Below are 25,514 nucleotides of genomic sequence, written 5' to 3' on the forward strand. Positions count from 1 at the left end.
GTATGGACCAGGCAGTCACCGCCGAGGCGACCGAGCAGGCGATCACCGCGTTCGTCTCGGAGCGGGTGAAGGCGGAGGTCCCCGCCGACCAGGACCTCTTCGGGTCCGGGCTGGTGTCGTCGATGTTCGCGATGGAGCTCGTCGTCCATCTGGAACAGGCATTCTCCGTACAGATCCTGGGGGACGACCTCAAGCGGGACAACTTCCGCACCATCGAGGCCATGACCGCTCTGGTGGTGCGGTTGCGCGGCGCCGAGAAGCCCGCCGATGACTGAGCCGCTCGCCGGCGCCCGTGACCTCGTCGACGACCTCGTCGGTGACCGGGCCGCGGAGTGGGACCGGACCGGTCTGATCCCCGACGACGTCCTGCGCACGCTGTCCGCTCGCGGCCTGCTGTGCGCCGGGGTGCCGCAGGCGTCCGGCGGACTCGGCGCGAGCAGCACGGCGAACGGCGAGTTCACCGCGTTCGTGGGCAGCCGGTGCAGCTCCCTGCGGAGCGTGATGACCTCGCAGGGCATGGCCGCATGGACCATTCAGCGCCTGGGCAGCGCGCGACAACACGCCGAGTACCTGCCGAAACTGGCCGGGGGTCAGCTCGCCGCCGTCGCGTTCAGCGAGCCGGAGGCGGGCAGCGATCTGTCGGCGATGACCACGACCATCGAACGGGACGATGACACCGTCATCGTCCGCGGCCAGAAGGTCTGGACGACCGCGGCCCACTACGCCGACATGATCGTCGTCGTCGGCCGCCATGGCTCAGGTGCGGCCGCCGTGGTGGTGCCCACCTCGGCTCCGGGCGTCACCGTGACCAGGGTGGCGCAACCGTCCGGCTGCCGGGCCGCGGGCCATGCGGATGTACGGCTCGACGAGGTGCGGCTGCCCGCCACCGCCGTGCTCGGCGGTGGACAGCCACTGATGCTCCTGGTGACCACCGCGCTGGCGTACGGGCGGATCTCGGTCGCCTGGGGCTGCGTCGGCATCCTGCGGGCCTGTCTCGACGCCGCCCGTGGCCATGCCCGCACCCGGACGCAGTTCGGAAAGCGGCTCGCGGAGCACCAGCTTGTCGCCCGTCACCTGGCGAATCTGCTGACCTCCGAGCAGATCGCCACCCGGGTGTGTGAACACGCCAGCCGGTGCTGGGACGACGGCTCTCCCGAGATGGTCGTCGCCACCGTACTCGCCAAGCAGGTGAGCGCGGTCCAGGCCGCGCAGGGCGCCGCCACGGCGGTGCAGGTCCTGGGCTCGGCGGCCGCGCACGAGGGCCATGTGGTCGAGCGCGCGTATCGCGACGCGAAGCTCATGGAACTCATCGAGGGCAGTACGGAGATCTGTCAGCTGATCCTCGCCGACCACGCCGTGTCGATGCCCGCGACATGAGTTGGCGAACCGAGACAAGGAAGAGCCGTGGCTGAACAGACCTCGATCGTGAAGTGTCTGGTGTGGGACCTCGACAACACGCTGTGGCAGGGCACGTTGCTGGAGGACGGGACGGTGACGCTCCCCGCCCCGGTCAGAGAACTCATCGCCGAGCTGGACAGCCGCGGCATCCTGCAGTCCGTGGCCAGCAAGAACGACCACGACCTGGCGTGGAAGCAACTGGAGGCGCTGGGCGTCGCCGAGTACTTCGTGCTGCCGCGCATCGGCTGGGGTCCGAAGTCCGATTCGGTGCGGGAGATCGCCACCGAGCTCAACTTCGCGCTCGGCACGATCGCCTTCATCGACGACCAGCCGACGGAGCGGGCGGAGGTCCAGTTCCACCTGCCCGAGGTCCGCTGCTATGACGCCGAGCAGCTGTCCGATCTCTCCGCTCTGCCGGAGTTCAACCCGGCGACGGTGACCGTGGACGCGCGCCGCCGTCGGCAGATGTACCAGGCCGGATTCCAGCGGAAGGCGGCCGAGGCGGAGTTCCAGGGACCGAGCGAAGACTTCCTGCGCTCGCTGGAACTGGTGATGCGCATCGGACGCGCCACCGAGGAGGAGCTCTCCCGGGTAGAGGAGCTGACGCTGCGCACCAGCCAGATGAACGCCACCGGTGTGCACTACTCCATCACCGATCTGCGTGCGCTGCTGGCCGATCCCCGCCATGAGGTGCTGGTGACCACGCTCACCGACCGGTTCGGGCCGCATGGCGCGGTCGGTCTCCAACTGCTGGAGAAGCACGAAGGCGTCTGGCATCTCAAGCTGCTGGCCACCTCGTGTCGTGTGGTGTCGTTCGGCGCCGGTTCGGCGATCCTCCGCTGGCTCGGCGACCAGGCCGCCCAGGCGGGTGTCCATCTGGCCGCCGACTTCCGGCGGACCGAGCGCAACCGGATGATGGAGATCGCCTACCGCTTCGCCGGTTTCACCGACGAGCCGTGCGACTGCCGGGCCGGACTGCCCGCGCCCGCGCAGGAGGACATCCAGCGGCTGCATCTGTCCCCGGCGCCGTCCGACCCGCCGCCCACGATGGAGCTGCACGCCGTCAGCCTCCAGGGCGTCTGAGCCCTCGCCGGCCGGGAGGCACACCTCCCGGCCGGTTCCGATGTGAGAAGACCAGAGAAGATGGATGACGCATGGCGAACCAGGTAGGTCTCCCGGCCGCGCTCTCGGAGTACATCCGGGAGTTCTCCCTGCGGGAGGACGCGGTCCTGCGGCAGCTGCGCGAGACGACGGCGGAGCTTCCCGCGGGCACCGCGATGCAGGTCATGCCCGAGGAGGGCCAGCTGCTGACGCTGCTGGCCGGACTCACCCCGGCGAAAAGGATCCTGGAGATCGGCACGTTCACCGGGTACAGCACCCTGTGCCTGGCCCGTGCGCTCGCGCCCGGCGGACGGCTGGTCACCTGTGACATCACCGACCGCTGGGCGAGCATCGGCGCCGACTACTGGGCCAGGGCGGGCGTCGAGGGGCGGATCGACCTGCGCGTCGGTGACGCGGCCGACACCCTGAAGGCGATCCTCGCGGAGGAGGGCCCCGGCACGTTCGACTTCGTGTTCATCGACGCCGACAAGCAGGGCTACCCGCACTACTACGAGATGGCGCTGACGCTCCTCGGCGACCGCGGCCTGATCGTGGTCGACAACACCCTGTTCTTCGGCAAGGTCGTGGACCCCGAGGCCAGGGATGTCGACACCGCCGGGATCCGCGCGTTCAACACGTTGGTCCACGACGATCCGCGGGTGGAGATGTCGCTGGTCCCCATGGCGGACGGCATCACGCTGATCCGCAAGAAGTCGCCCGCGGGCGAGTGAACGGGCCGGTGGGTGAGTGAAGGCGGGCCGCGCCGTCGGCCCCGGCCCGCCTCAGCCGTCCGCGGGGGCTTCCCCGCTCAGATAACCACCCTCGGTATGTACGCCGCCTGGGACCCGTCGGAGAAGCGGCGCAGTTCGACGCCGTACACCTCGGCGGGGCGGAGCTGCTGGCCGAGGAACGAGATGACCCGGTTGAATTCGGGCGGGAATTGACTGGCCACAATGACCATACGGAGCCTGCCCAGGGCCAGATTCGCCTCGATCGTGCGGAGGAACGAGCCCTGGTCGACCGGATAGCCCATCTCCGCCAGCAAACCGTCCGCGGTGGCGTCCTGCAATTGCGCGGTGTACTCGAGGGAGCGCTGCAGTATGTGGAGCGGCCAGTGCCGGGCCCCGCTGCCTGCGTAGTCGAGAATTTTGGACAGGGCGCTGTGCGCGTTCCAGGTGTCGTGCGGTTCCACCACTTCGGCGAGAATCGGGACACCCGTGGAATCGGCGAACAGATGGGTGGCGCTGAAGGAGTAGCCGTCCGTGTCCGGCATGATGTCCGAGGAATTCCTGCGAATCAGCAGGAGCGGGGAGCCGGCCTCGCGGGCCTGCGTGGCCGTGGATATCAGGTCCGGATAGCGGACGAGGATCTCATGAAGTGGTGGCTCGGGGTGGGCCGCCGAGGGGGTGAGCTGAGAGAGCCCGGTGTCGTTCTGCAACACGATGCGTCGGTTCCATGTCTCGGCGCCCGATCCCGGAAGCGACTCGCGCGGGCGGGCATGCCTGCCGGAGGTCATCTGTCCCGGGTCCGCCGGCAGCAGCGCCGGACGCTCCATCCAGCTGTCGACCGGTACCAGGCAGGAATTCAGGATGAACGCCAGGGTTTTGTAGGTTCCGGCGAGGGCCAGCAGTTCGAGGATCTGCTCCTCGCTGTACTGCTCGGCGAGCTGCTTCCAGATGCTGTCCGAGATCGCCGACTTGGTGTGGAGCTCGTCGACCGCCTTGAGGAGGGCGGCCTCGAAGGGCGTCCAGCCGGTGGCGTCCTCCGAGGCGGCGCGGGCGATCTCCGTCTCGGTCAGCCCGACGAAGAGTCCTGCGGCATGGTGATGCGCCCAGATGTACGACGCCTGTGAACGCCACGCCGTCCGCAGGATGACGAGCTCGCGCTCGCGCGGCGGGAGGATGTCGCCCGCCACATGCGACATCAGCGGCTGCATCGCGGGCAGCAGCGTCGGGTGGTTGGCGATGGTCCGGTGGACGTTCGGCGGCGGCCGGTCCGCGAGGATCCCGTTCAGTGACCGGCTGACCTCCTGGAGGTAGACCTGGCCCGCCGGTGTGACGGCGAAGTCGTCCGCGTCCTGCGGATCGATCCTGGGCCGCATTTCCTCACCCTCGCGCTTGTGTTGTCACGTCTGCGTCCCGACGGACGCGCTGTCGGCTGTCGGGCAGCGGGCAGCTTGACGTTCGGCAGCTCTTTTCGGCCGACCCCGCCCAACGATAGGCGATCGCCCGGACTTTCAAACACCGGAGGTCTAGGTGAATTCCCAGCAACCTTCGCGTGCCTAAGGTGACGGTAATGACACGGAATGCATCCATGGCAGGGGAAACGGGCGACGAATAGCCCCAAAGGGAGAGTGGCATCGCGCGCAGGAGACTCTAGGGATTTCTGCCGACCATACATGTACTATTTTGCACATTGTTGATCACGGCTTGAACGGCAGTCCGGTGTCGCCGGATTCTCGGAGATCCGGCGCGTGCCAGCACTTGCCTTCTCCTGCCCAGCCCGTGAGGACCACGAGTGGGGGAGCGGCACCGTGAGCCGACCTGAGTCCATATCCGCCGGCCGAATCCAGCGGCTTGACACCGCCATCGCGGTAGTGGGGCTGTCCTGCCGGCTGCCGTCCGCGCAGGATCCCGCGCGGTTCTGGCAGTTGCTGACCGGCGGGATGAGCGCGGTGTCACAGGTGCCCCCGGGCCGCTGGGGCGACGACGAGGCGGCGGACTCCGGCGAGACCGGGTGGGGCGCCTTCCTGGACGAAGTCGACCGTTTCGACCCCGAGTTCTTCGGGATCTCGCCGCGTGAGGCGCGGGCGATGGACCCACAGCAGCGGCTCGCGCTGGAGCTGGCCTGGGAGGCCCTGGAGGACGCGGGCGTCCTGCCGGCCGGGGTACGGGGCGACGACACCGGCGTGTTCATCGGTGTGACCGCGGACGACTACGGCGTACTGGACCGGCGCAGGGGACCCGCGGCGATCGCTCACCACACCCTGACCGGACTGAACCGCAGCGTGATCGCGAACCGGGTGTCCTACTTCCTGGGCCTGCGGGGGCCGAGCCTGGTGGTGGACACCGGCCAGTCGTCGTCGCTGGTCGCGGTGCATCTGGCCTGCGAGAGCCTGCGGCGCGGGGAGTCGGCCATGGCACTGGCCGGCGGTGTGCACCTCAACCTGGTACGGGACAGCGCGCTGGCGGCGGCCCGGCTCGGCGCGCTGTCCCCGGACGGCCGCTGCTTCACCTTCGACGAGCGCGCCAACGGGTATGTCCGCGGCGAGGGCGCGGGGATGGTGCTGCTCAAGCCACTGGCGAGGGCGCTGGCCGACGGGGACGAGATCACTTGCGTCATCGAAGGCAGCGCGGTGGGCAACGACGGCCCCGGCGCGGGCCTGACCACCCCCGACCCCGAGGGGCAGGCAGCGGTGCTGGCGGCGGCGTGCCGGCGTGCGGGGGTCGACCCGGCGGCGGTCCAGTATGTGGAGCTGCACGGGACGGGCACCCGGGTGGGCGATCCGGTGGAGGCGGAGGCGCTCGGCGCGGTGTACGGAGCGGACCGTCCCGCGGACAGCCCGCTGCTGGTCGGCTCGGCGAAGACGAACGTGGGGCACCTGGAGGGCGCCGCGGGCATTGTGGGCCTCCTGAAGGTCGTGCTGTCGCTGCGGAACGGCGAGCTTCCGGCCAGCCTGAACTTCGAGCAGCCCAATTCGCGGATCCGCTTCGACGAGTGGCACCTGGACGTGGTGTCAGCCACCCGCCCGTGGCCCTACCGCGACGGCCGCGCCCTGGCCGGAGTGTCGTCGTTCGGCATGGGCGGCACCAACTGTCATCTGGTGGTGTCCGCCACCGAGCCGACGCCCGAGGACCGGGCAGCGGCGACGGACCCGGGCGCGGGCACGGCGGACGGTGCCCTGGTGGCGGGTGGCGCCGTGCCGTGGCCGCTGTCGGGCCGGACCCGGGACGCGCTGCGCGCGCAGGCCGCCCGCCTCGCCTCCCATCTGGCGGAGAACGAGCGGCTCCATCCGGTGGACGTGGGCTTCTCCCTGGCCACCACGCGAACCGCGTTCGACCACCGCGCCGTCGTCCTCGCGCCGGACCGGCCGGAGGCCCTGGGCGCGCTGACCGCGCTGGCCGACGGCGAGTCCGCGCCGGGCGTGGTGCGGGGAGTGGCCGACATCGAGGGCCGGAGGGTGTTCGTCTTCCCCGGCCAGGGTTCGCAATGGGCGGGCATGGGCGTCCGGATGATGGCGGAGTCCCCGGTCTTCGCCGAGCGGCTGGCCGAGTGCGCAGCCGCGCTCGCGCCCCATGTGGACTGGTCGCTGCCGGAGGTGCTGCGACAGGCCGAGGGCGCCCCGTCGCTGGAACGGGTCGATGTGGTCCAGCCCGCCTCCTGGGCGGTGATGGTCTCCCTCGCGGCGGTGTGGCGGGCGCACGGGGTGGTCCCGGACGCGGTGCTGGGCCATTCGCAGGGGGAGATCGCGGCGGCGTGCGTGTCCGGAGCGCTGTCGCTGGAGGACGCGGCCCGCGTGGTGGCACTGCGCAGCCAGGCCATCGCACGCCGCCTCTCGGGGGCGGGCGGCATGCTGTCGGTGGCGCTGCCGCGGGCCGAGGCCGAGGCGCGGCTGGGCCGCTGGGACGGCCGGGTGTCGATCGCGGCGGTGAACGGGCCCGGCTCGGTGGTGGTCTCCGGCGAGCTGGAGACGCTGGACGAGCTGTTCGAGGAACTCGCGGGCGCGGATGTGCGGGTGCGGCGGATCGCGGTGGACTACGCCTCGCACTCGGCGCAGGTGGAGCGGGTGCGCGAGGAGCTGTCGGCCGCGCTGGAGGGCATCGCCCCGCGCCGGGCCGAGGTGCCGTTCTTCTCCACGGTGACCGGTGAGTGGCTGGACACCACCGGCATGGACGCCGGGTACTGGTACCGCAATCTGCGGCAGACCGTCGCCTTCGAACCGGCCGTCCGGGCGCTGCTCGGAGCGGGCCACCGGGTCTTCGTCGAGGTCAGCTCGCACCCGGTGCTGACCCCCGCGGTGCAGGAGGCCATCGACGCGGCCGACGTCCGGGCGATCGCCGTGGGCACGCTGCGGCGGGAACTGGGCGGGATGGACCGGTTCCTGAGCTGTCTGGCCGAGGTGTACGTGCGCGGGGTGCCGGTCGACTGGGCGCGGCCGTTCGCCGGGGCCGACGCCCGGCGGGTGGCCCTGCCGACGTACGGATTCCAGCGGGAGCGCTACTGGCTCCCGGAGGCCGCCGGGGGCGCCGCGGCGCCGGACGCCGCTCCGGCCGTTCCGGCGGCCGTGACCGGACACGCCACCGGCCCGGACCCGGAGCCGGAGCCGGAGCGTGCGGAATCCGGCGCCGTGTGGACCCGCCCCGACCTGGGGCGGCTGGTGCGCACGGAGACGGCCGTGGTGCTGGGTTTCGCCTCCGCGGAGCGAGTGGACCCGGCGCGGTCCTTCAAGGAGTTGGGCTTCGACTCGGCGATGACGGTGGAGCTGGCGACCCGGCTGAAGGCCGCGACCGGGCTGCGGGTGCCCAACACCGTGCTGTTCGACCATCCCACGCCCGACGCGTGCGCGGACCATCTGGCCACGGAGCTCACCGGCCCGCTGACCGGCGGCGCCGCGCAGGCTCCCCGCGCCGTCCCGGCGGACGACCCGGTGGTCATCGTGGGCATGGCCTGCCGCTACCCGGGCGGGGTGAACTCGCCGGAGGGGCTGTGGGACCTGGTGTCCGGCGAAGTGGACGCCGTCTCCGACATGCCCGCCAACCGGGGATGGGCGCCGGAGATGACGGCGACCGGCAGGCCGGGCGGATTCCTCTATGACGCGGACCGGTTCGACGCGGCGCTGTTCGGGATCTCGCCGCGTGAGGCGGAAGCGATGGACCCCCAGCAGCGGCTGGCGCTGGAGATGAGCTGGGAGGCGGTCGAACGGGCCGAGATCGCCCCGTCGGCACTGCACGGCAGCCGGACCGGCGTGTTCATGGGCGCGATGGCCCAGGACTACGGTCCGCGGCTCAAGGACAGCTCCGGCGCCGCGGAGGGATATCTGCTCACCGGCACCTCGCCGAGCGTGCTGTCCGGCCGGATCGCCTACGCCCTGGGGCTGCGCGGGCCCGCGCTGACCGTGGACACGGCGTGCTCGTCGTCGCTGGTGGCGATGCACCTGGCGGCGCAGGCGCTGCGCAACGGCGAGTGCTCCCTGGCGCTGGCCGGCGGTGTCACCGTCATGTCGGAGCCCGGCATCTTCGTGGAGTTCGCCCGGCAGGGCGGTCTGTCGCCCGACGGCCGCTGCAAGGCGTACGCGGAGGCCGCGGACGGCACCGGCTGGTCCGAGGGCGTGGGCGTTCTGGTGCTGGAACGGCTCTCCGACGCGACCCGGGCCGGCCACCGGGTACTGGCCGTACTACGCGGCTCGGCGGTCAACTCCGACGGTGCGTCGAACGGTCTGACCGCGCCCAGCGGAATCTCACAGCGGCAGGTGATCGGCCAGGCCCTGGCCGGTGCCGGTCTGGTGCCGTCGGACGTGGACGCGGTGGAGGGGCACGGCACCGGCACCCGGCTGGGTGACCCGATCGAGGCCCAGGCGCTGCTCGCCGCCTACGGGCAGGGCCGGGACCCGGACCGCCCGCTGCTGCTGGGGTCGCTCAAGTCCAACATCGGGCATACGCAGGCCGCCGCCGGTGTCGCGGGCGTCATCAAGATGATCCTGGCGATGCGGCACGGCGTACTGCCGCGCACGTTGCATGTGGACGCGCCGTCGTCACAGGTGGACTGGGAGGCCGGCGCCGTGGAGCTGCTCACCGGGCCCACCCTGTGGCCACCGGTCGAGCGGCCGCGCCGCGCGGGCGTGTCGTCGTTCGGGATCAGCGGCACCAACGCGCATGTGATCATCGAGCAGCCGCCGCGGGAGGAGCCCGACGAGACCGCCGAGCGGCCCTCGGGCGCGCCGCGGTCGCAGGCCGGGCCGGACGTGGTGCCGTGGCCGGTGTCGGCTCGTAGCGAGGCGGCGCTGGAGGCGCAACTGGACCGGCTGGCCGCGTTCGTGGCCGACACCGGCGCGGCGGCCGCGGACATCGGCTACTCGCTGGCGACGACCCGCTCCGAGCTGGAGCACCGGGCGGTCCTCCTGGCCGCGACGGACCGCACGCCGGACGGCGATGCGCGGCCCGTCAAGGTGGCCGGGGGCATGGCGGGCGACCCCGGCCCGCTGGCGCTGCTGTTCGCCGGCCAGGGCGCCCAACGACTGGGCATGGGGCGCGAACTGCACGGCCGGTTCCCGGTGTTCGCGGCCGCGTGGGACGAGGTCTGCGCGCTGCTGGACGGCGAACTGGAACGACCGCTGCGAGAGGTGGTGTTCGGCGACGACGCGGAGCTGCTGAACCGCACCGAATACGCCCAGCCCGCCCTGTTCGCACTGGAAGTGGCCCTGTACCGGCTGGTGGAGTCGTGGGGGACGGCGCCGGATCTGCTGGTCGGGCATTCGGTCGGCGAGATCGCGGCGGCCCATGTGGCCGGGGTGCTGTCCCTGCCCGACGCGTGCACACTCGTCGCCGCCCGCGGACGGCTGATGCAGGCGCTGCCGGAAGGCGGCGCCATGGTCGCGCTGCGGGCCACCGAGGACGAGGTGGCGGCGGCTCTCACCGGCTTCGAGGACCGCGTGGGACTCGCCGCGGTCAACGGCCCCGAGGCGGTGGTGGTGTCGGGGGAGGCCGACGCGGTCGAGGCCATCGCGGACCGGTTCGCGGCCGACGGCCGCAAGGCCACCCGGCTGCGGGTCAGCCACGCCTTCCACTCCCCGCTGATGACCCCGATGCTGGACGACTTCCGCGCGGTCGTCGAGGGCCTGGACTTCGGCGAGCCGCGCATCCCGATCTTCTCGACCGTCACCGGTGAGCGGATCGACGCGGAGCGGATCCGTACCCGCGACTACTGGGTGCGGCACGTCGGGCTGACGGTGCGGTTCGCCGACGCGGTCGGCGCCGCGGCACGAGCCGGTGCGCACACCTTCCTCGAACTGGGCCCGGACGCCACGCTGTCGGTGCTGGCGCAGGACGCCCTGCCCGATGTGGCGCGCGTGGAGGCCGTGCCACTGCTGGGCAAGGACCGCGGCGAGGAGTTCACCGCGCTGGCGGCGGCCGCCCGGCTGTATGTGCGGGGCGTACCGGTCCGGTGGGCCGAACTGTTCACCGGCACCGGTGCGCGCCGGGTCGCGCTGCCCACCTACGCGTTCCAGCGGGAGCGGTACTGGACCGCGCCCGTCGTCACCACCTCGGCGGGCGCGGTCCCGGCAGGGCTCGGCGGTGTGCAGCATCCGCTGCTCGGCGCGGTCGTGGAGCTGCCCGAAACCGGTGGTCTGCTGTGCACCGGCCTGCTGTCGGTGGCGGCGCAGCCGTGGCTGGCCGACCATGTGGTGGCCGGGCAGGTGACCTTCCCCGGCGCCGGATTCGTCGAGCTGGCGGTGCGCGCGGGCGACGAGGTCGGCTGTGGTCTCATCGAGGAACTCACCCTGGCCGCCCCGCTGGTGCTGCCCGGGCAGGACGACGAAGGGGTGCGGATCCAGGTCGCCCTCGGTGGCCCCGGCGACGGCGGCCGACGCACCCTGGGCATCTACGCGCGGCCCGCCGGCACACCGGACGCGCCATGGACGCGGCACGCCACCGGCATGCTCGCGCCGGGCACGCCCGGCGCCGGTACCGATGCCGGGTCGGCGTGGCCGCCCGCGGACGCCGTACCCGTCGACCTCGATGGCTTCTCCGAGCGGCGGCGCGATACGGGGCTCGCCCACGGGCCGGCGTTCCGGGCCGTCCGGGCGGTCTGGCGGGCCGGTGACGAGGTGCTGGCCGAGATCGCCCTCCCCGAGCACATCGCCGAGGACGCCGATGCCTTCCGCCTCCACCCCGCGCTGCTGGAGGCGGCGCTGCACATCGCGTCGTCGACCGGGTCCGACGGCCCGGACGGCGGGCGGCCGGCGTCGGCTCGCTCCGAGGTGTCGACCTGGTCCGGGGTGTCCCTGCACGCCGTGGGCGCGTCGGTGCTGCGGGTGCGGACGCGCGCGACGGGCGAGGACACGGTCACGCTGAGCGCGGTGGACACCGCGGGCCATCCGGTGGTGTCGGCGCGCACGCTGACGCTGCGTACGCCGGACGTCCACACCCCGGCAGCCATGGCGTCGCGGCCGTTGCTGCGCCTGGACTGGCTGCCGGCCCCGGTGCCGGACACCGGTGGGCACGGACCGGTGGGCGCCGGGGAGGCGGTGCTGGTCCCGGTCACCCCACCGGCCGGTGTGGCGGTGCCGGAGGCGGTCCGTGCGGTCACCGCGTCCGTGCTCGACACGGTGCGGCGACACCTGAACGACGACGACGCGGACGAGACCGGCGGGAGTCGGCCCGCCCGGGTGGTGTTCGTGACCCGTGGCGCGGTGGCCACCACCGCCGGCACGGCCCCTGACGTGGTGGCGGCCGCGGTGTGGGGGCTGGTGCGGTCGGCCCGGCAGGAGAGCCCCGACCGGTTCGTCCTGCTCGACCTGGACCCCGCGGACACCGGGGATCCGCTGCCGGCGGCCGCCGGGACGCTGCGTGCGGCGCTGGACTGCGGCGAGCCCGAACTGGCGGTGCGCGCCGGTGAGTTGCTGATGCCTCGCTTGACTTCCGTCGATGCCCCGGACCCGGCCGCGCCGGGCACCGTATGGGGTGGTGACGGCACCGTGCTGGTCACCGGCGGTCTCGGCGGTCTCGGCGCGCTGGTGGCCCGGCACCTGGTCACCGCGCACGGGGTGCGCCACCTGGTGCTGGCCGGCCGTCGCGGCGCCGACACCGACGGCGCCGACGCGCTGGTGGCCGAACTGGCCGGGCAGGGCGCGCGGGTGACCACCGCCGCCTGCGACGTCTCCGACCGCGCGGCCGTGGCCGCCCTGCTGGCGGCGATCCCGGCCGAGCATCCGCTGACCGGTGTGGTGCACGCCGCCGGTGTGCTCGACGACGGGTTGATCGGGGCGCTGACCCCGGACCGGCTGGACACGGTCTTCCGCCCGAAACTGGACGGCGCCTGGCATCTGCATGAACTGACCCGTGACCACGGTCTGACCGCGTTCGTGATGTTCTCGTCGGTGTTCGGGGTCCTCGGCAACGCGGGGCAGGCCGGTTATACCGCGGCCAACGCGTTCCTGGACGCACTGGCGCGGCGGCGGACCGCGGCGGGGCTCCCGGCCCTGTCCATCGGCTGGGGGCTCTGGCCGCGGAGCGGCGGTATGTCCGCCGGGCTGAGCGCCGCTCAGCTGCGCAGGATCGCCGGGGACGGGCTGCCGACGCTCACCGTCGAGGAGGGACTGGCCTGCTTCGACACCGCGGGTGCGGTGGGCGAGGCGTCCCTCGTCGCCACCCGCGTCGACCGGGCCGCCCTGCGGGCGCGTGGCACCGTGCCCGCCGTCCTCCGCGGCCTGGTCCCCACCGGCGCCGTCCGCCGGGCCGCCACCGGGGGCGGCTCCGGCCCGACGGCCGGGCTGACGGCCGACCGGACCCGGGACACCCTGCTCCAGCTGGTGCGGGAGCAGGTGGGTTCGGTGCTCGGGCTCGCGGGGCCGGCGGCGGCCGGGGGCGGGCGGACGTTCAAGGACATGGGCTTCGACTCCCTGACCGCCGGCCAGTTGCGCAACAGCCTGCGGAAGCGGACGGGCCTGAGCCTGCCCTCGACCCTGATCTACGACCACCCGACGCCCGAGGCCCTGGCCGGCCATTTGTGGACCGAGCTGGGCGGCGAGGCCGACGAGCGGCGGAAGAGCGCCCTACCGGCCCCGATCACGGCGGGCGGCCCGGCAGCCGGGGCAGTCGATCCGGAGCCGATCGCGATCATCGGAATGAGCTGCCGTTTTCCCGGCGGGGTGCGCTCGCCCGAGCAACTGTGGGAGTTGCTGACCGAGGGCACGGACGCCATCTCCCCGCTGCCCGCCGACCGCGGCTGGGACACGGGCGCGTACCACCCCGACCCGGAGCGGACGGGCACGACCTACTCGGCGGCGGGAGGCTTCGTCGACGGCGTGGCAGAGTTCGACGCGGCGTTCTTCGGCATCTCCCCGCGTGAGGCGGTCTCGATGGACCCGCAGCAGCGGATACTGCTGGAGCTCACCTGGGAGGCGTTCGAACGCGCCGGGATCGACCCCGCGTCCCTGCGGTCCAGCATGACCGGCACCTTCGTCTCGGCGACCGCCCAGAGTTACGGCACCGGGGTGTCGGCGGACTCCGACGGATACCAGCTCACCGGCACCATCCCCAGCGTGCTCTCGGGCCGTCTGGCCTATCTGTTCGACTTCCACGGGCCGGCCGTGACGGTGGACACCGCCTGCTCGGCGTCCCTGGTCGCGCTGCACATGGCGTGCCAGTCGCTGCGCTCGGGGGAGAGCACCCTGGCCCTCGCGGGCGGTGCCACGGTGCTGACCGGCCCGGACCTCCTGGTCTCGCTGAGCAGGCACCGGGTCATGGCGCCCGATGGGCGGTGCAAGGCGTTCGCCGAGTCGGCGGACGGCATGGGCATCGCCGAAGGCGCCGGTCTCCTGGTGCTGGAGAAGCTCTCGGACGCGGTCCGCCACGGCCACCACGTGCTGGCGGTGGTCCGCGGGTCGGCGGTGAACTCCGACGGTGCCTCCAACGGGCTGACCGCGCCGAGCGGACCGGCGCAGCAGCGGGTCATCCGCCAGGCCCTCGCCAACAGCGGCCTTTCGGCGTCCGACGTCGACGTGGTCGAGGCACACGGAACCGGCACCGCACTGGGCGATCCGATCGAAGCGCACGCGCTGCTGGCCACCTACGGCCAGGACCGGGGCGGCAACCCGCCGCTGCTGGTCGGCTCGGTCAAGTCCAACATCGGACACACCCAGGTGGCCGCCGGTGTCGCGGGTGTCATCAAGATGGTGATGGCGCTGCGCCACGGCCGGCTGCCGAAGACGCTGCACGCCGCCGAGCCGTCCTCCCGTATCGCCTGGGACTCGGGCGCGGTCGAGCTGCTGACCGAGGAGGCACCGTGGCCCGACCTCGGCCGTCCGCGGCGGGCCGCGGTCTCCGCGTTCGGCATGAGCGGGACCAACGCCCACGCCGTACTGGAGCAGGCCCCGGTGCCCACCGGCCCGGTCCCGGATCCGGTGTGGGACGGGCCGGTGGCATGGCCGCTGGCGGGCAAGTCGGCCGGAGCGCTGCGCGCCCAGGCCGCGAAACTGCTCGCACATCTGGACGCCCACCCAGGGACGCACCCGGTGGACATCGGGCATTCCCTGGCCACCACCCGTGCCGCGTTCGAGCATCGGGCGGTGCTGGTCGGCGAGGACCCGGCGGCGCTGCGCGGAAGCCTGGCGGCCCTGGCCGAGGGCACCTCCGATCCCGGAGTGGTGCGCGGGACGGCGCCCGAGCGCGGCCCGGTGGTCTTCGTCTTCCCCGGACAGGACGCGGCCTGGGCCCGGATGGCGGCCGAACTGCTCGATGTCTCCCCCGTCTTCGCCGCGCGCGTCGCCGACTGCGAGGCGGCCCTGGCCCCGTACCTCGACTGGTCGCCCACCGATGTGATCCGCGGTGAGCCCGGCGCTCCGCCGATCGAGAAGCGCCCCGATGTGCTGCAGCCCGTGCTGTGGACGGTCATGGTCTCGCTCGCCGCCCTGTGGCGCTCTTTCGGCGTCGAGCCCGCCGCCGTCGTCGGCCACTCCCAGGGCGAGGTCGCCGCCGCCTGCGTCAGCGGCGGGCTGTCGCTGGACGACGGCGCCCGCGTGGTGGCGCTGCGCAGCCGGCTCATCCACGAACGCCTGTCCGGACGCGGCGCGATGATGTCGGCGATGGCATCGCCGGAGCGGATCCGGGAGCTGCTGGACGAGGTGTCCGGCGCGGTGTGCATCGCCGCGGTCAACGGACCGAAGACGGTGACGCTATCCGGCGATCCGGCCGCTCTGGACCAGGTCGAGCGCGGTCTGTCCGGCGCCAGGATCATGCGCTGGAGGCTGGCCGGGGTGGACTTCGCCGCCCACTCGGCGCATATCGACGAGATCGAGGCCGAGTTGCTGGAGCTGCTGGCTCCGGTGCGGCCCCGCCCCTCGGAGGTGCCGTTCTACTCCACGGTGACCGGGGGCCGTCTCGACACCGTAGAGCTGGACGCCCGGTACTGGTGCCGGAACCTGCGGCAGACCGTGTCCTACGCCGAGACGATGACCGGTCTCCTGCGCGAGGGCTACGGGGTCATGATCGAGGTCGGCCCGCATCCGGTGCTCGCGGTCGGCACCAGCGAGCTCATCGAGAACGCGGGCAGCCCGGCGGTCACCCTGGGCACCCTGCGCCGGGACGACGGCGGATGGGACCGGGTCCTGCGCTCGCTCGGGGAGGCGTACGCCCACGGCGTGCCCGTCGACTGGGCCAGGGTGCTCCCCGGCGGCCGCACGGTGGACCTGCCCACCTACGCCTTCCAGCACGAGTCGTACTGGACAGCCCCGCTCACCCCGTCCACCTCGCGGGCCGGCACCGCCGAAGGTGCCGACGAGCCGCTGTGGACCGCCGTGGACCAGGGAGACAGCGCCGCGGTCGCCACGCTGATCGGCCTCGAACCCGAGAGCAAGGGCGCGCTCGACTCGGTGCTCCCGGCGCTGTCGGCGTGGCGCAGGCGGCAGGACGAGCACACGTTGGCCGGCATGCGGCGCTACCGGACGGTGTGGACACCCCTGCGCGTCCCCGCGGACCCCTCACTCACCGGAACCTGGCTGGTACTCACCACCGACTCCATCGACGACACGGATGTGGTGGCCGCGCTGACCGCACACGGTGCCCAGGCGCGCCGTGTGGTGCTCGACGGGACCCGCACCGGCCCACCGGCGATGGCCGCACAGCTCGCCGACATCGGCCTCGACCGGGTGGCCGGAGTGGTGTCGCTGCTCGCGGCGGCGGAGGACGCGGACAGCGGCGAACCCGCGTTGCCCGCCGGTACGGCCCTCAGCGTGTCGCTGGTCCAGGCGCTGATGGCGGCCGGGGCCGAGGTGCCGCTGTGGACGGTGACCCGCGGCGCGGTCTCCACCGGCCCGGCCGACCCGGTCCGCGACCCGCGGCAGGCGATGGTCCTCGGACTCGCCAGGACCGCGGCCGTGGAGGCACCGTCGCTGCGCGGCGGGCCGGCCGACCTCCCGGAGCGGCTCGACCCCGAGGCGGCCGGCCGGTTCGCCGCGCTGCTCTCGGCGGATCCAGGGGAGGACCAGGCGGCGGTGCGCTCCTCGGGCGTCCTCGTCCGGCGACTGGTGCGGGCACCGGCACGAGCCGACTCGCCCGGCACCTGGACGTCCCGCGGCACGATCCTGGTCACCGGCGGCACCGGGGCGCTGGGCAGCCGGGTCGCCCGATGGCTGGCCCACCAGGGCGCGGAGCGCCTGGTGCTGATGAACCGGCGTGGCTCCGAGGCACCGGGCGCGGCCGAACTGATGGCGGAACTGACCGCCCAGGGGACGACCGCCGAGGTGGTGCGGTGCGAGCTGACCGACAGAAAGGCCGTGGCCGGGGTACTCGACCGGCTCTCGGCAGAAGGCCATCCGGTACGCGCCGTGGTGCACACGGCGGGGACAAGCCCGCTGGGACCGCTCTCCACGGCGAGCCCCGATCACTTCGCCGACGCGCTCCACACGAAGGTGGCGGGCGCCGCGCACCTCGACCAACTGCTCGACGACACCGGCCTGGACGCCTTCGTGCTGTTCTCCTCGGTCTCCGGTGTCTGGGGCATCGGCCACCACGCGGCACAGGCGGCGGCCAACGCGTATCTGGAAGCGCTGGCCTCCCAGCGCCGCGCCCGGGGCGCCCGCGCGACGGCGATCTCCTTCGGCCCCTGGGAGGAGGCGCGCGGGCGGATGAGCGAGCACGACCGTGAGCAACTCCTGCGCAGCGGAATGTCCTTCCTCGACGGCGACCTGGCGCTGGCCGCGCTCGCCCAGGCGCTGCATGAACAGGAGACCGCGCTGACGGTCGCCGACATCGACTGGGACCGCTATCTCCCTGTCATCACCGAGGCCGCGCCCCGCCCGTTCTTCAGCGAGCTGCCGGAGGCGGCCAAGCTCACCGAGCCCCAACCCACGGGCGGACACGGCGACTTCACGGCACGGCTGCGGAGCCTGCCGCCCGCGGAAGCGCGGCGGCTCCTCCTCGACCTGGTGCGGAGCGAGGCCGCGGTGGCCCTCGGCCACTCATCCGGCGAGGCGATCGAGGAACACTCCGCCTTCCGCGACAACGGCATGGACTCGCTCGCCGCCATCGACCTGCGCAACCGGCTTGCCGCCGCGATGGGCACGACCCTGCCCAGCACCGTAGTCCTCACCCACCCCACCCCGGCCGACCTGGCCGGCCATCTCCTCGACCACCTCGCCGCGGCGCCGACGGAGGACCACGGCACCGGCGCGGCCCCGACGCCCGACCTGGTCGCCCGCCTCCACCGCGACGCCGTGCGGACGGGCCGCCGGAACGAGGCCGAAACCCTGCTTCTCGACCTCGCCGCCCTCCGGCCGAAGAGCACCGGGCCCATCCCGCCCGCCCTGGACCGGCTCACCACCGGCACGTCAAACACCCGTCTGATCTGCGTGGCCCCCATCGTGCCCCTGACCGGACCCGACACCTACTTCACCCTGGCCGGGGCGCTCCCCGACACCTGGGCCGTCTCCTGCCTGACGCCCCCCGGCTTCCGCACCGACGAGCCACTGCCCGCCACCCGCGAAGCCCTCGTCGAAGGGCTGGCCCACGCCGTGGCCGCGAGCACCGGCGGTGACACCACCGACCCGGTGATCCTCCTGGGCACCTCGTCCGGCGGCATCCTCGCTCACCAGACCGCCCGCCATCTCGCGGACCACGGAACGCCCGTACGGGCCGTCGTCCTCCTGGACACCTACATCCTGGAATCCCCTGCCGCCCGCGCACTCCAACCCCATCTGTGGCACGGACTGTACGAGCGCGAGCACCACGCCGACGGCTTCACCGCCACCGACCTGTCCGCCTATGCCTGGATGGAACAGCTCATCCACACCTGGACCCCCGCACCCACGCCCTTCCCGACCCTGCTCCTGCGCGCCTCGGACCCGCTCCCCGCATCACCCGGGGCGGACCCGGTGCCGCACGACTGGCAGACGGCCCTTCCCCACATCACCACCACCCTCACCACTCCGGGCAACCACTTCACCCTCGTCAACCAGCACGCCCCCGCCGCCGCGGGCCACATCACGGACTGGCTCACCGGGCTGGGATGAGAGGACCCTCGCGCACCGGCCAGGGCCCGGCATTCCCGATACCGGGTCCCGGCCGGTACCGGGACCGTTGTCTCCCGCGGGCCCGGTCACACCGGCTCATCCGGGCCCGCCCCGCGTCCCGGTGGGCTCGCGAGGAGCCGATGCCATGGGTGCGAACGGGGAGGGGAGCGGCCCGCCACAGGCGTCACGGTCCGTCGGACGTCCCCCAGCCGTCCCCGCGGGGGCACCTCCCAGCGGTAGCCGGGGGAGAACCAAGCCCGGAAAAGGGGCTGCGGAAGGGGGTGGGGCCTTGCCACGCTGTGCGGATGGACCGTCAACGGAGATCCCATCTCGCCCACGCCGACCATCCGATCGCCGCCCCGGTCGCCGACGAGTCGGTGGCCCGGCTGCTCGACCGGGCGGTGGCGGACGAGGCCGACCGCGCCCTCGACCTCGGCTGCGGTGGTGGCGAATGGCTGCGGCGGCTGCTGGTCCGCTATCCGTGGATGCGCGCCGAGGGGGTGGACATCCACACCGCGGCCCTGGAGCAGGCACGCGAGGGCGCGGAGGAAGCCGGGGTCGGGGACCGGCTGATCCTCCATGAGATGGACGCCGCGGTCTTCGCCTCGGCGCACCGCTTCGACGTGGTCCTGAGCGTCGGCGCCGCGCACGCCTTCGGCGGTCTGCTGCCCACCCTCGCGGCGGCGCGCGAACTCCTCACCCCGGACGGACATCTCCTCGTGGGCGACGGCTTCTGGGAGCGCGAACCCGACGCCGCCGCCCTCTCCGCGCTGGGCGCCACCTGGGACGACTACGCGGATCTCGCGACGACCGTGGACCGTGTCGTCGCGGACGGCTGGACGCCGGTCTACGGCCACGTCAGCACGGCCGGGGAGTGGGACGACTACGAGTGGTCCTGGACCGGTTCCCTCTCCCGCTGGGCCCTGGACCACCACGAGGAGCCCGACGCCCTGGACACCTACAAGGCCGCCGCCGAGCACCGCTCCCAGTGGCTGTCCGGCTACCGCGGCACGCTGGGCTTCGTCACGCTCGTGCTGCGCCGGAGCCCCTGAGACAGGCGTTGTCAGTGGTGGGTGCGACCATCGCGGCATGTGTGCAGAGAGCTCGACCACCGCTTACGGGGACACCGCCGCGGCGGACCTCGCGCCGGTTCGGCGGCATCGGGAGATCGTCGACGTGCATCTGATCCTGCGCCGGGGCGCCGATGTCCTCCTCGCCCGACGCGCGAACACGGGCTATGCGGATGGGCTGCTGCATGCCCCGTCCGGGCATGTGGAGGACGGCGAGGACGTGCGTGCCGCGATGCTTCGGGAGGCGGCCGAGGAGATCGGGATCAGCCTCGGCCCGGATGAGGTGCGGGTCGTGCTCGTGCTGCAGCACAAGGCGCCGACCGGGGACGCCCGGACGGGGTGGTTCTTCGAGGCGGAGCTGGGGGAGCGGGGGGAGGGCGGGAGCGAGCCGGTGAATCGGGAGCCGGAGAAGTGTTCCGAGCTGGGCTGGTTCCCGCTGGACGCGTTGCCGGACGACATGGTGGCGTACTGCCGCGCCGGCCTCGAGGCGTATCGCGCGGGGCACCGCTTCGCCCTCCACTGGCATGAGCCGGACGACCCCATCGCCTACGCCCCCGAGGGGCCTGGCCGGCTGACCCCGCTCTGACGGTCGGAGGTTATGGGACGTTGTCCCGTTTCGTTAGACTCGGCCGCGAAGGGAAGGGTGCGGTGAACGACAACGATTCAGACGCCGGGCGCGCGGCCCGGCCCAAGCGGGCGGACGCGCGGCGCAACGAGAAGGCGCTGCTCGAGGCCGCCGCCGCGGTGTTCGTCAGCTCGGGCGTGGAAGCGCCGATACGCGACATCGCGGCCAAGGCCGGTGTCGGGACGGCCACGATCTACCGCCACTTCCCGACCCGGGCCGACCTCATCGTCGCCGTCTACCGGCACCAGGTCGAGGCCCTCGCGGAGGCCGGTCCCGCCCTGCTGGCGAGCGGCGAGACGCCGCACACCGCCCTGGGGCAGTGGGTCGACCTCTTTGTCGACTTCCTGGTCACCAAGCACGGCCTCGCCGCCGTGCTCCAGTCCGACGACCCCTGCTTCGACCCCTTGCACTCCTACTTCATCGACCGGCTCCTGCCCGTCTGCACCCGGCTGCTCGACGCCGCGGTCGCCTCGGGCGAGATCCGCTCCGGTCAGGACGCCTACGAGCTGATGCGCGGCGTCGGCAGCCTCTGCGCGGGCGCCGGCGACAACCCCCGCTACGACGCACGTCATCTCGTCGGGCTGCTCATCGCGGGACTGGGCACACCGCGCTGACGCGCGCTGACGCGGTTACGCCGAGAGCTCCCGTACGTAGCGCCACTCCGTGGCCGCCGGTTCATAGCCGAACCACTTGTTGACCGCGAGCATCGGGCCGTTGTCGTCGTCGTTGCCGGTGAACGCCTCCCGGCAGCCCGCCGAGCGGGCGCGGTGGAGGGAGTCGTTCTTGGCCAGCTTGGCCAGGCCGCGGCCGCGGAAGGCGCGGAGGGTGCCGGTCATCCCGGACCAGTAGCGGCCCCGGCCGTCGGTGTGGGCCACGCTGTAGGCGGCCACCGTGCCGTCCACCACCGCGACCGACGTCAGCTCGCGGTCCAGCGCGGGATGCTCCCAGGTCAGGGCCAGCCACTCGGCGTACGGCGGCGCGGCCGTGGCCACATCGCCCGGCTCGTCCTCCGTGCACTCCACATCCGCCTCGTACAGCGGACGCGGATCGTCCGCGAAGTCCGCCGCCGTGCGCAGCTCCACCCCGTCCGGGAGACCGCCCGCGCGCAGCGGCGGCAGCGCCGCCGTCGTCAGGTCCAGCCGCTGGACGCGGGAGCAGCGGCAGCGCCGGTAGCCGCGCCGCTCCGCGAAGGTCACCGAAGACGCCTCGTCCAGTGTCCAGGCGAAGATCTTCGCCGTGCCCAGCCCGGACAGATACTCCTCCGCGGCGGTCACCAGCGCCGAACCCGCGCCCCGCCCCCGAGCCCCCGCGCCCACCGTCGTATGGGCGAAGGCCAGGCCCGGTTCGACGCTGTCGTGGAGGACGCCCACCTCGCACGAGCCCACCACCTGCCCGTCCGCCTCGGCGACCAGCAGCCGGTAGTGCTGTTCGACGGGCGCGCTCTGCGACTCCCAGACCACCGTCCGGGGCGTGGTCACCCGATGGGGGAAGGCGGAGCGCCGCGCCGCCGCCACGGCCTCCGCGTCGGTGGCCCGGAAATCGCGCACAGTCATGGTCATGGTTGCGCAGGTTACGGCCTGTCAGCCCGGCCCGCCCGCCAATTTCCGCAGCTCGTGGGCTAGATCACCGGGACCATGCGGTTCCCCTCGGCCTGGCACACAATGGGTGCCACAAACACCGTCCCCCACCCATGCCCCAGGAGCCCCAACGTGGCCTTGCAGATCACCGTCGACCAGGACGCGGCGACCGCCCCCTTCGAGCAGATCCGCGCGCAGATCGCCGAGCTGGCCCGCTCCGGCGCGCTCCCCGTGGGCTACAAGCTGCCCACCGTACGCGGCTTCGCCGAGGAGCTGGGGCTGGCGGCGAACACCGTCGCCAAGGCGTACCGGGCCCTGGAGGCGGACGGTGTGATCGAGACCCGCGGCCGCCACGGCACCTTCATCGCGGCGGCGGGCGACGCGGCCCTGCGCCGGGCCGCCGAGGCCGCCCAGACCTACGCCCAGCGGGCGCGGCGGCTGGGCCTGGACCGCGCGGCCGCCCTCGCCACCGCCGAGGACGCCCTGCGCGCGGTCTACGGCGACGCCGACCGGTGAGCCTGTCGGTGACCCGGCCGGGCGGCCGCGTCGGCGACCCCGCCGCCGGCTCCGGCAGTGCCCCGGCCTGACATGCTGTCCCCCATGACCAGCGCGCTGCCCCACCCCATGACCGGCCGTACGACCAGCCGCAAAGCCCTCGTCCGGCGCCCCAGCCCCCGCCTCGCCGACGGGCTCGTCACCCATATCGACCGCACCCCGGTCGACCCGGCACTGGCGCTGCGGCAGTGGGAGGTCTACGTCGTGGCGCTGCGCGCGCACGGCTGGGAGACGGTGGAGCTGCCCGCGCTGGACGACTGCCCGGACGGGGTGTTCGTCGAGGACACCATGGTCGTCCACCGGAACGTCGCGGTGATCGGCCGCCCCGGAGCCGAGTCCCGCAGGCCCGAGACCGCGACCGCCGAGGAGGCCGTGACCGACCTCGGCTGCTCGCTGAACCGGATCCGCGAGCCGGGGACGCTGGACGGCGGGGACGTCCTGAAGATCGGCGACACCCTCTACGTGGGACGCGGCGGACGCACCAACGGCGACGGCATCCGCCAGCTTCGCGCCGCGCTGGAGCCGCTGGGCGCGCGGGTGGTGGCCGTACCGGTCAGCAAGGTGCTCCACCTGAAGTCGGCGGTCACCGCGCTGCCGGACGGCACCGTCATCGGCTACCCGCCGCTGGTGGACGACCCGGCCGCGTTCCCCCGCTTCCTCCCCGTCCCCGAGGAGTCCGGCGCCCATGTGGTGCTGCTCGGCGGCGGCAAGCTGCTGATGGCGGCGAGCGCGCCGCGCAGCGCCGAGCTGTTCGCCGACCTCGGCTATGAGCCGGTGCCGGTGGACATCAGCGAGTTCGAGAAGATGGAGGGCTGTGTGACCTGCCTGTCCGTACGGCTGCGGGAGCTGTACGGCTGATATGCGACTGCGGGAGCGGTACGCCTGAGCGGCCGGGCGGCCGAGCAGCCGGGCAGTCGGGCAGCCCCCTCGGCGTGCCCCCCTCGGCGTACGGCGTCTCAGAGGTACAGCCCCGCGTTCGACTCCCCCGACTGCGACGGCACGGCGGGCGGCCGGGTGCCGCGCCGCAGCGCGTACAGCTCCGCGAGCGTCGCCCCGTCCCGCCCGATCACCCCCTCCCGGTCGTCGACCTCTCCGTCGAGCCAGGTGACCGCCTCCGCCCGCGTCAGCTTGCCGACCTCGATCCGGGCCAGACACCGGCCGGGCCGGACCACCGCCGGATGCAGCCGCTCCAGGTCCTCGTTGGTGGTCACCCCGACCAGCACATTGCGCCCCTGGCCGAGCAGACCGTCCGTCAGGTTCAGCAGCCGGGACAGCGCCTGACCGGCGGTGTGCTTGGCCTCGCCGCGGATCAGCTCGTCGCAGTCCTCCAGGAGCAGCAGCCGCCAGCGCCCCTTGGCCGTGCCGTCGTCCTCGCCGATCGCGATGTCCATCAGATAGCCCACGTCGGTGAAGAGCCGCTCCGGATCCAGGACGCAGTCCACCTGGCACCAGTCCCGCCAGGAGCGGGCCAGGGTGCGCAGCGCCGAGGTCTTGCCGGTGCCGGGCGGGCCGTGCAGCAGTAGGAGACGGCCTGCGATGTCGTCCGGGGTGACCTTCATCAGCCCGTCCATGGCCTCGGCCACCGGCGTCGTGTAGTTGCCGCGGATCTCCTCCCAGGTCCCGGCCGAGATCTGCCGCGTGGTGCGGTGCGGGCCGCGCCGCGGCGAGACGTACCAGAATCCCATCGCCACGTTCTCCGGCTGCGGCTCCGGCTCGTCCTCCGCGCCCTCCACGGCCTGGTGCAGCACCTTCTCGGCCAGGGCGTCGTCGACGGCGGTCACGGTCACATCCGCCCCCCGGTTCCACCGGGAGATCAGCAGGGTCCAGCCGTCGCCCTCGGCGAGCGTCGCGCTGCGGTCGTCGTCACGGGCCGCGCGCAGCACGGTCGCGGACGGCGGCAGCAGCGTGGCGCCCGACCTCACCCGGTCGACGGAGTGACTGCGGGCGTACGGCTGCTCGCCGGTCGCGAAGCGCCCCAGGAAGAGCGCGTCGACGACATCCGACGGCGAATCGCTGTCATCGACGTTCAGCCGGATGGGAAGGGACTTTTCGGCAGGTGTCGTAGGCAGGGTCTGCCTCCAGAGAACGGGGGGCCGGTGCGTCGGTCAGCGCACCCGCCCCCATGATCCAGGACCGGGGGCGAGGGCGCACCAAGGTTTGTGGCCGTTTACCGAGCTGTTCCACGGAAGCCCACCGGAATGGGGGCGTTCACGGATACTCTCACCCGTTGTGGGGCGCTGGGGAAGCGAACGGGGCGGGTTGGCCAGGTTATGGCAAAAGAGGCCCCGGCGGACCGGCGCGTTGCTCGGCGTCGGCATCCTCGTCCGGGCGATACACGCCGATGCCCAGGTTGTTCAGTCCTGACGTCGTGTCATACGCCGCCGCCGCGCGAGGCGGGTGAAGAGCGTCGGCACCAGGATCAGCAGGCTCACGGCCCCCACTGCCACCACCCCGCCGCGCGCCGACCACATCCGCAGCGCCAGCATCGCCTCCGCCACCAGCAGATCCAGCGCGAGCGCGCCCGCCACCGCCAGCACCGGGCGGATCAGCGCGTCCAGCCCGCGCAGGGCGCTGCCTATGGCCAGCGCGGGCGCCGCGAGCAGGAAGAACAGCGTGAACGGTGCCCGCAGCGGTGAGTGGACGTCGGCCAGCGCGAGTGCCGCGCCGAGGCCCGCGATGCCGACCGCGGCGCCCACGATCACCGGCAGCGAATCCCCGCCCGCCGGTCTGTTGTCAGTGATGGTATGCATTGGCGACTTTGCCCCCCGAAGCGCCGGATGCCGGGCTTCAATGTCGCGCAGCCGAGGGATGCCGTCAAGACGGGGAAGGTGTGCGCGCGCGCCGTGGACGGGCGGGCGGTTGAACCCCTCATCAGGGCTGGTCGCGCCGGGCGCGCCAGTCGTGCGCCGGGGGTGTTCGGGCGTCGTGTGATGACTCATCCCGAGTGTCGCGTGGTGACTCAT

At 73.1% G+C, this 25,514-nt stretch carries 13 protein-coding genes and 1 pseudogene; 10 read left to right on the plus strand and 4 right to left on the minus strand.

Features of this window, described 5'->3' with window-relative positions; all coding sequences use genetic code 11:
- Window positions 1–2: 2 nt before the first annotated feature.
- The 4 genes from ACZ6TD_RS36150 (at window position 3) to ACZ6TD_RS36165 (ending at window position 3,230) form a co-directional block, all read left to right on the plus strand.
- Entirely contained in the window at window positions 3–275 is a 273-nt protein-coding gene (locus ACZ6TD_RS36150) for an acyl carrier protein (RefSeq protein ID WP_020872445.1), read from the plus strand.
- Window positions 268–1,377 carry an acyl-CoA dehydrogenase family protein gene (locus ACZ6TD_RS36155; protein WP_471344855.1) on the plus strand — a complete coding sequence of 370 codons (1,110 nt, stop codon included), beginning with the start codon at window positions 268–270 and terminating at the stop codon, window positions 1,375–1,377. Before ACZ6TD_RS36150 ends, ACZ6TD_RS36155 begins: the two co-directional genes overlap by 8 nt.
- 27 nt (window positions 1,378–1,404) lie before the next feature.
- Window positions 1,405–2,481, plus strand: a complete 1,077-nt coding sequence (locus ACZ6TD_RS36160; RefSeq protein ID WP_471344856.1) for an HAD-IIIC family phosphatase — start codon at window positions 1,405–1,407, stop codon at window positions 2,479–2,481.
- A 71-nt stretch (window positions 2,482–2,552) separates the two neighbouring features.
- Window positions 2,553–3,230 carry an O-methyltransferase gene (locus ACZ6TD_RS36165; protein WP_471344858.1) on the plus strand — a complete coding sequence of 226 codons (678 nt, stop codon included), beginning with the start codon at window positions 2,553–2,555 and terminating at the stop codon, window positions 3,228–3,230.
- A gap of 77 nt (window positions 3,231–3,307) precedes the next feature.
- Here ACZ6TD_RS36165 and ACZ6TD_RS36170 read toward each other — a convergent pair whose 3' ends face one another.
- Window positions 3,308–4,600: a carboxymuconolactone decarboxylase family protein gene (locus ACZ6TD_RS36170; RefSeq protein WP_471344859.1), complete on the minus strand. Its 1,293-nt coding sequence runs from the start codon at window positions 4,598–4,600 to the stop codon at window positions 3,308–3,310.
- Window positions 4,601–5,032: 432 nt separating this feature from the next.
- Between ACZ6TD_RS36170 and ACZ6TD_RS36175 the strand changes: the two genes are divergently transcribed.
- From ACZ6TD_RS36175 to ACZ6TD_RS36190, 4 genes and pseudogenes are all read left to right on the plus strand, one after another.
- Complete coding sequence (locus ACZ6TD_RS36175) at window positions 5,033–18,724, plus strand: type I polyketide synthase (protein WP_471344861.1); 13,692 nt, start codon at window positions 5,033–5,035, stop codon at window positions 18,722–18,724.
- A 305-nt stretch (window positions 18,725–19,029) separates the two neighbouring features.
- The gene (locus tag ACZ6TD_RS36180) at window positions 19,030–19,776 is read left to right on the plus strand and encodes an SAM-dependent methyltransferase (protein ID WP_471344863.1); all 747 of its coding nucleotides are present in this window, start codon (window positions 19,030–19,032) and stop codon (window positions 19,774–19,776) included.
- Between the two features lie 94 nt (window positions 19,777–19,870).
- Window positions 19,871–20,380 (plus strand): annotated as a pseudogene (locus ACZ6TD_RS36185) (NUDIX hydrolase); the annotation flags it as partial.
- Between the two features lie 62 nt (window positions 20,381–20,442).
- Complete coding sequence (locus ACZ6TD_RS36190; RefSeq protein WP_471344865.1) at window positions 20,443–21,033, plus strand: TetR/AcrR family transcriptional regulator; 591 nt, start codon at window positions 20,443–20,445, stop codon at window positions 21,031–21,033.
- Window positions 21,034–21,048: 15 nt separating this feature from the next.
- On the opposite strand, the gene ACZ6TD_RS36195 is transcribed toward ACZ6TD_RS36190, so the two are convergent.
- Complete coding sequence (locus ACZ6TD_RS36195; RefSeq protein ID WP_471344866.1) at window positions 21,049–21,978, minus strand: GNAT family N-acetyltransferase; 930 nt, start codon at window positions 21,976–21,978, stop codon at window positions 21,049–21,051.
- A gap of 150 nt (window positions 21,979–22,128) precedes the next feature.
- Here ACZ6TD_RS36195 and ACZ6TD_RS36200 point away from each other — a divergent pair, with 150 nt between their 5' ends.
- Window positions 22,129–22,512 (plus strand): GntR family transcriptional regulator, encoded by a 384-nt coding sequence (locus ACZ6TD_RS36200; RefSeq protein WP_471344869.1) that lies wholly within the window; start codon window positions 22,129–22,131, stop codon window positions 22,510–22,512.
- A 108-nt stretch (window positions 22,513–22,620) separates the two neighbouring features.
- Window positions 22,621–23,409: a dimethylargininase gene (gene ddaH, locus ACZ6TD_RS36205; RefSeq protein ID WP_471358357.1), complete on the plus strand. Its 789-nt coding sequence runs from the start codon at window positions 22,621–22,623 to the stop codon at window positions 23,407–23,409.
- Window positions 23,410–23,507: 98 nt separating this feature from the next.
- Here the strand turns inward: ddaH and ACZ6TD_RS36210 are convergent, their stop codons facing one another.
- Both ACZ6TD_RS36210 and ACZ6TD_RS36215 read right to left on the minus strand, forming a co-directional pair.
- Window positions 23,508–24,620 carry a DUF5925 domain-containing protein gene (locus ACZ6TD_RS36210; RefSeq protein WP_471358359.1) on the minus strand — a complete coding sequence of 371 codons (1,113 nt, stop codon included), beginning with the start codon at window positions 24,618–24,620 and terminating at the stop codon, window positions 23,508–23,510.
- Window positions 24,621–24,905: 285 nt separating this feature from the next.
- The gene (locus ACZ6TD_RS36215) at window positions 24,906–25,301 is read right to left on the minus strand and encodes a hypothetical protein (protein ID WP_471344871.1); all 396 of its coding nucleotides are present in this window, start codon (window positions 25,299–25,301) and stop codon (window positions 24,906–24,908) included.
- Window positions 25,302–25,514 lie beyond the last annotated feature (213 nt).

The sequence above is a fragment of the Streptomyces yongxingensis genome (genome assembly GCF_055597465.1).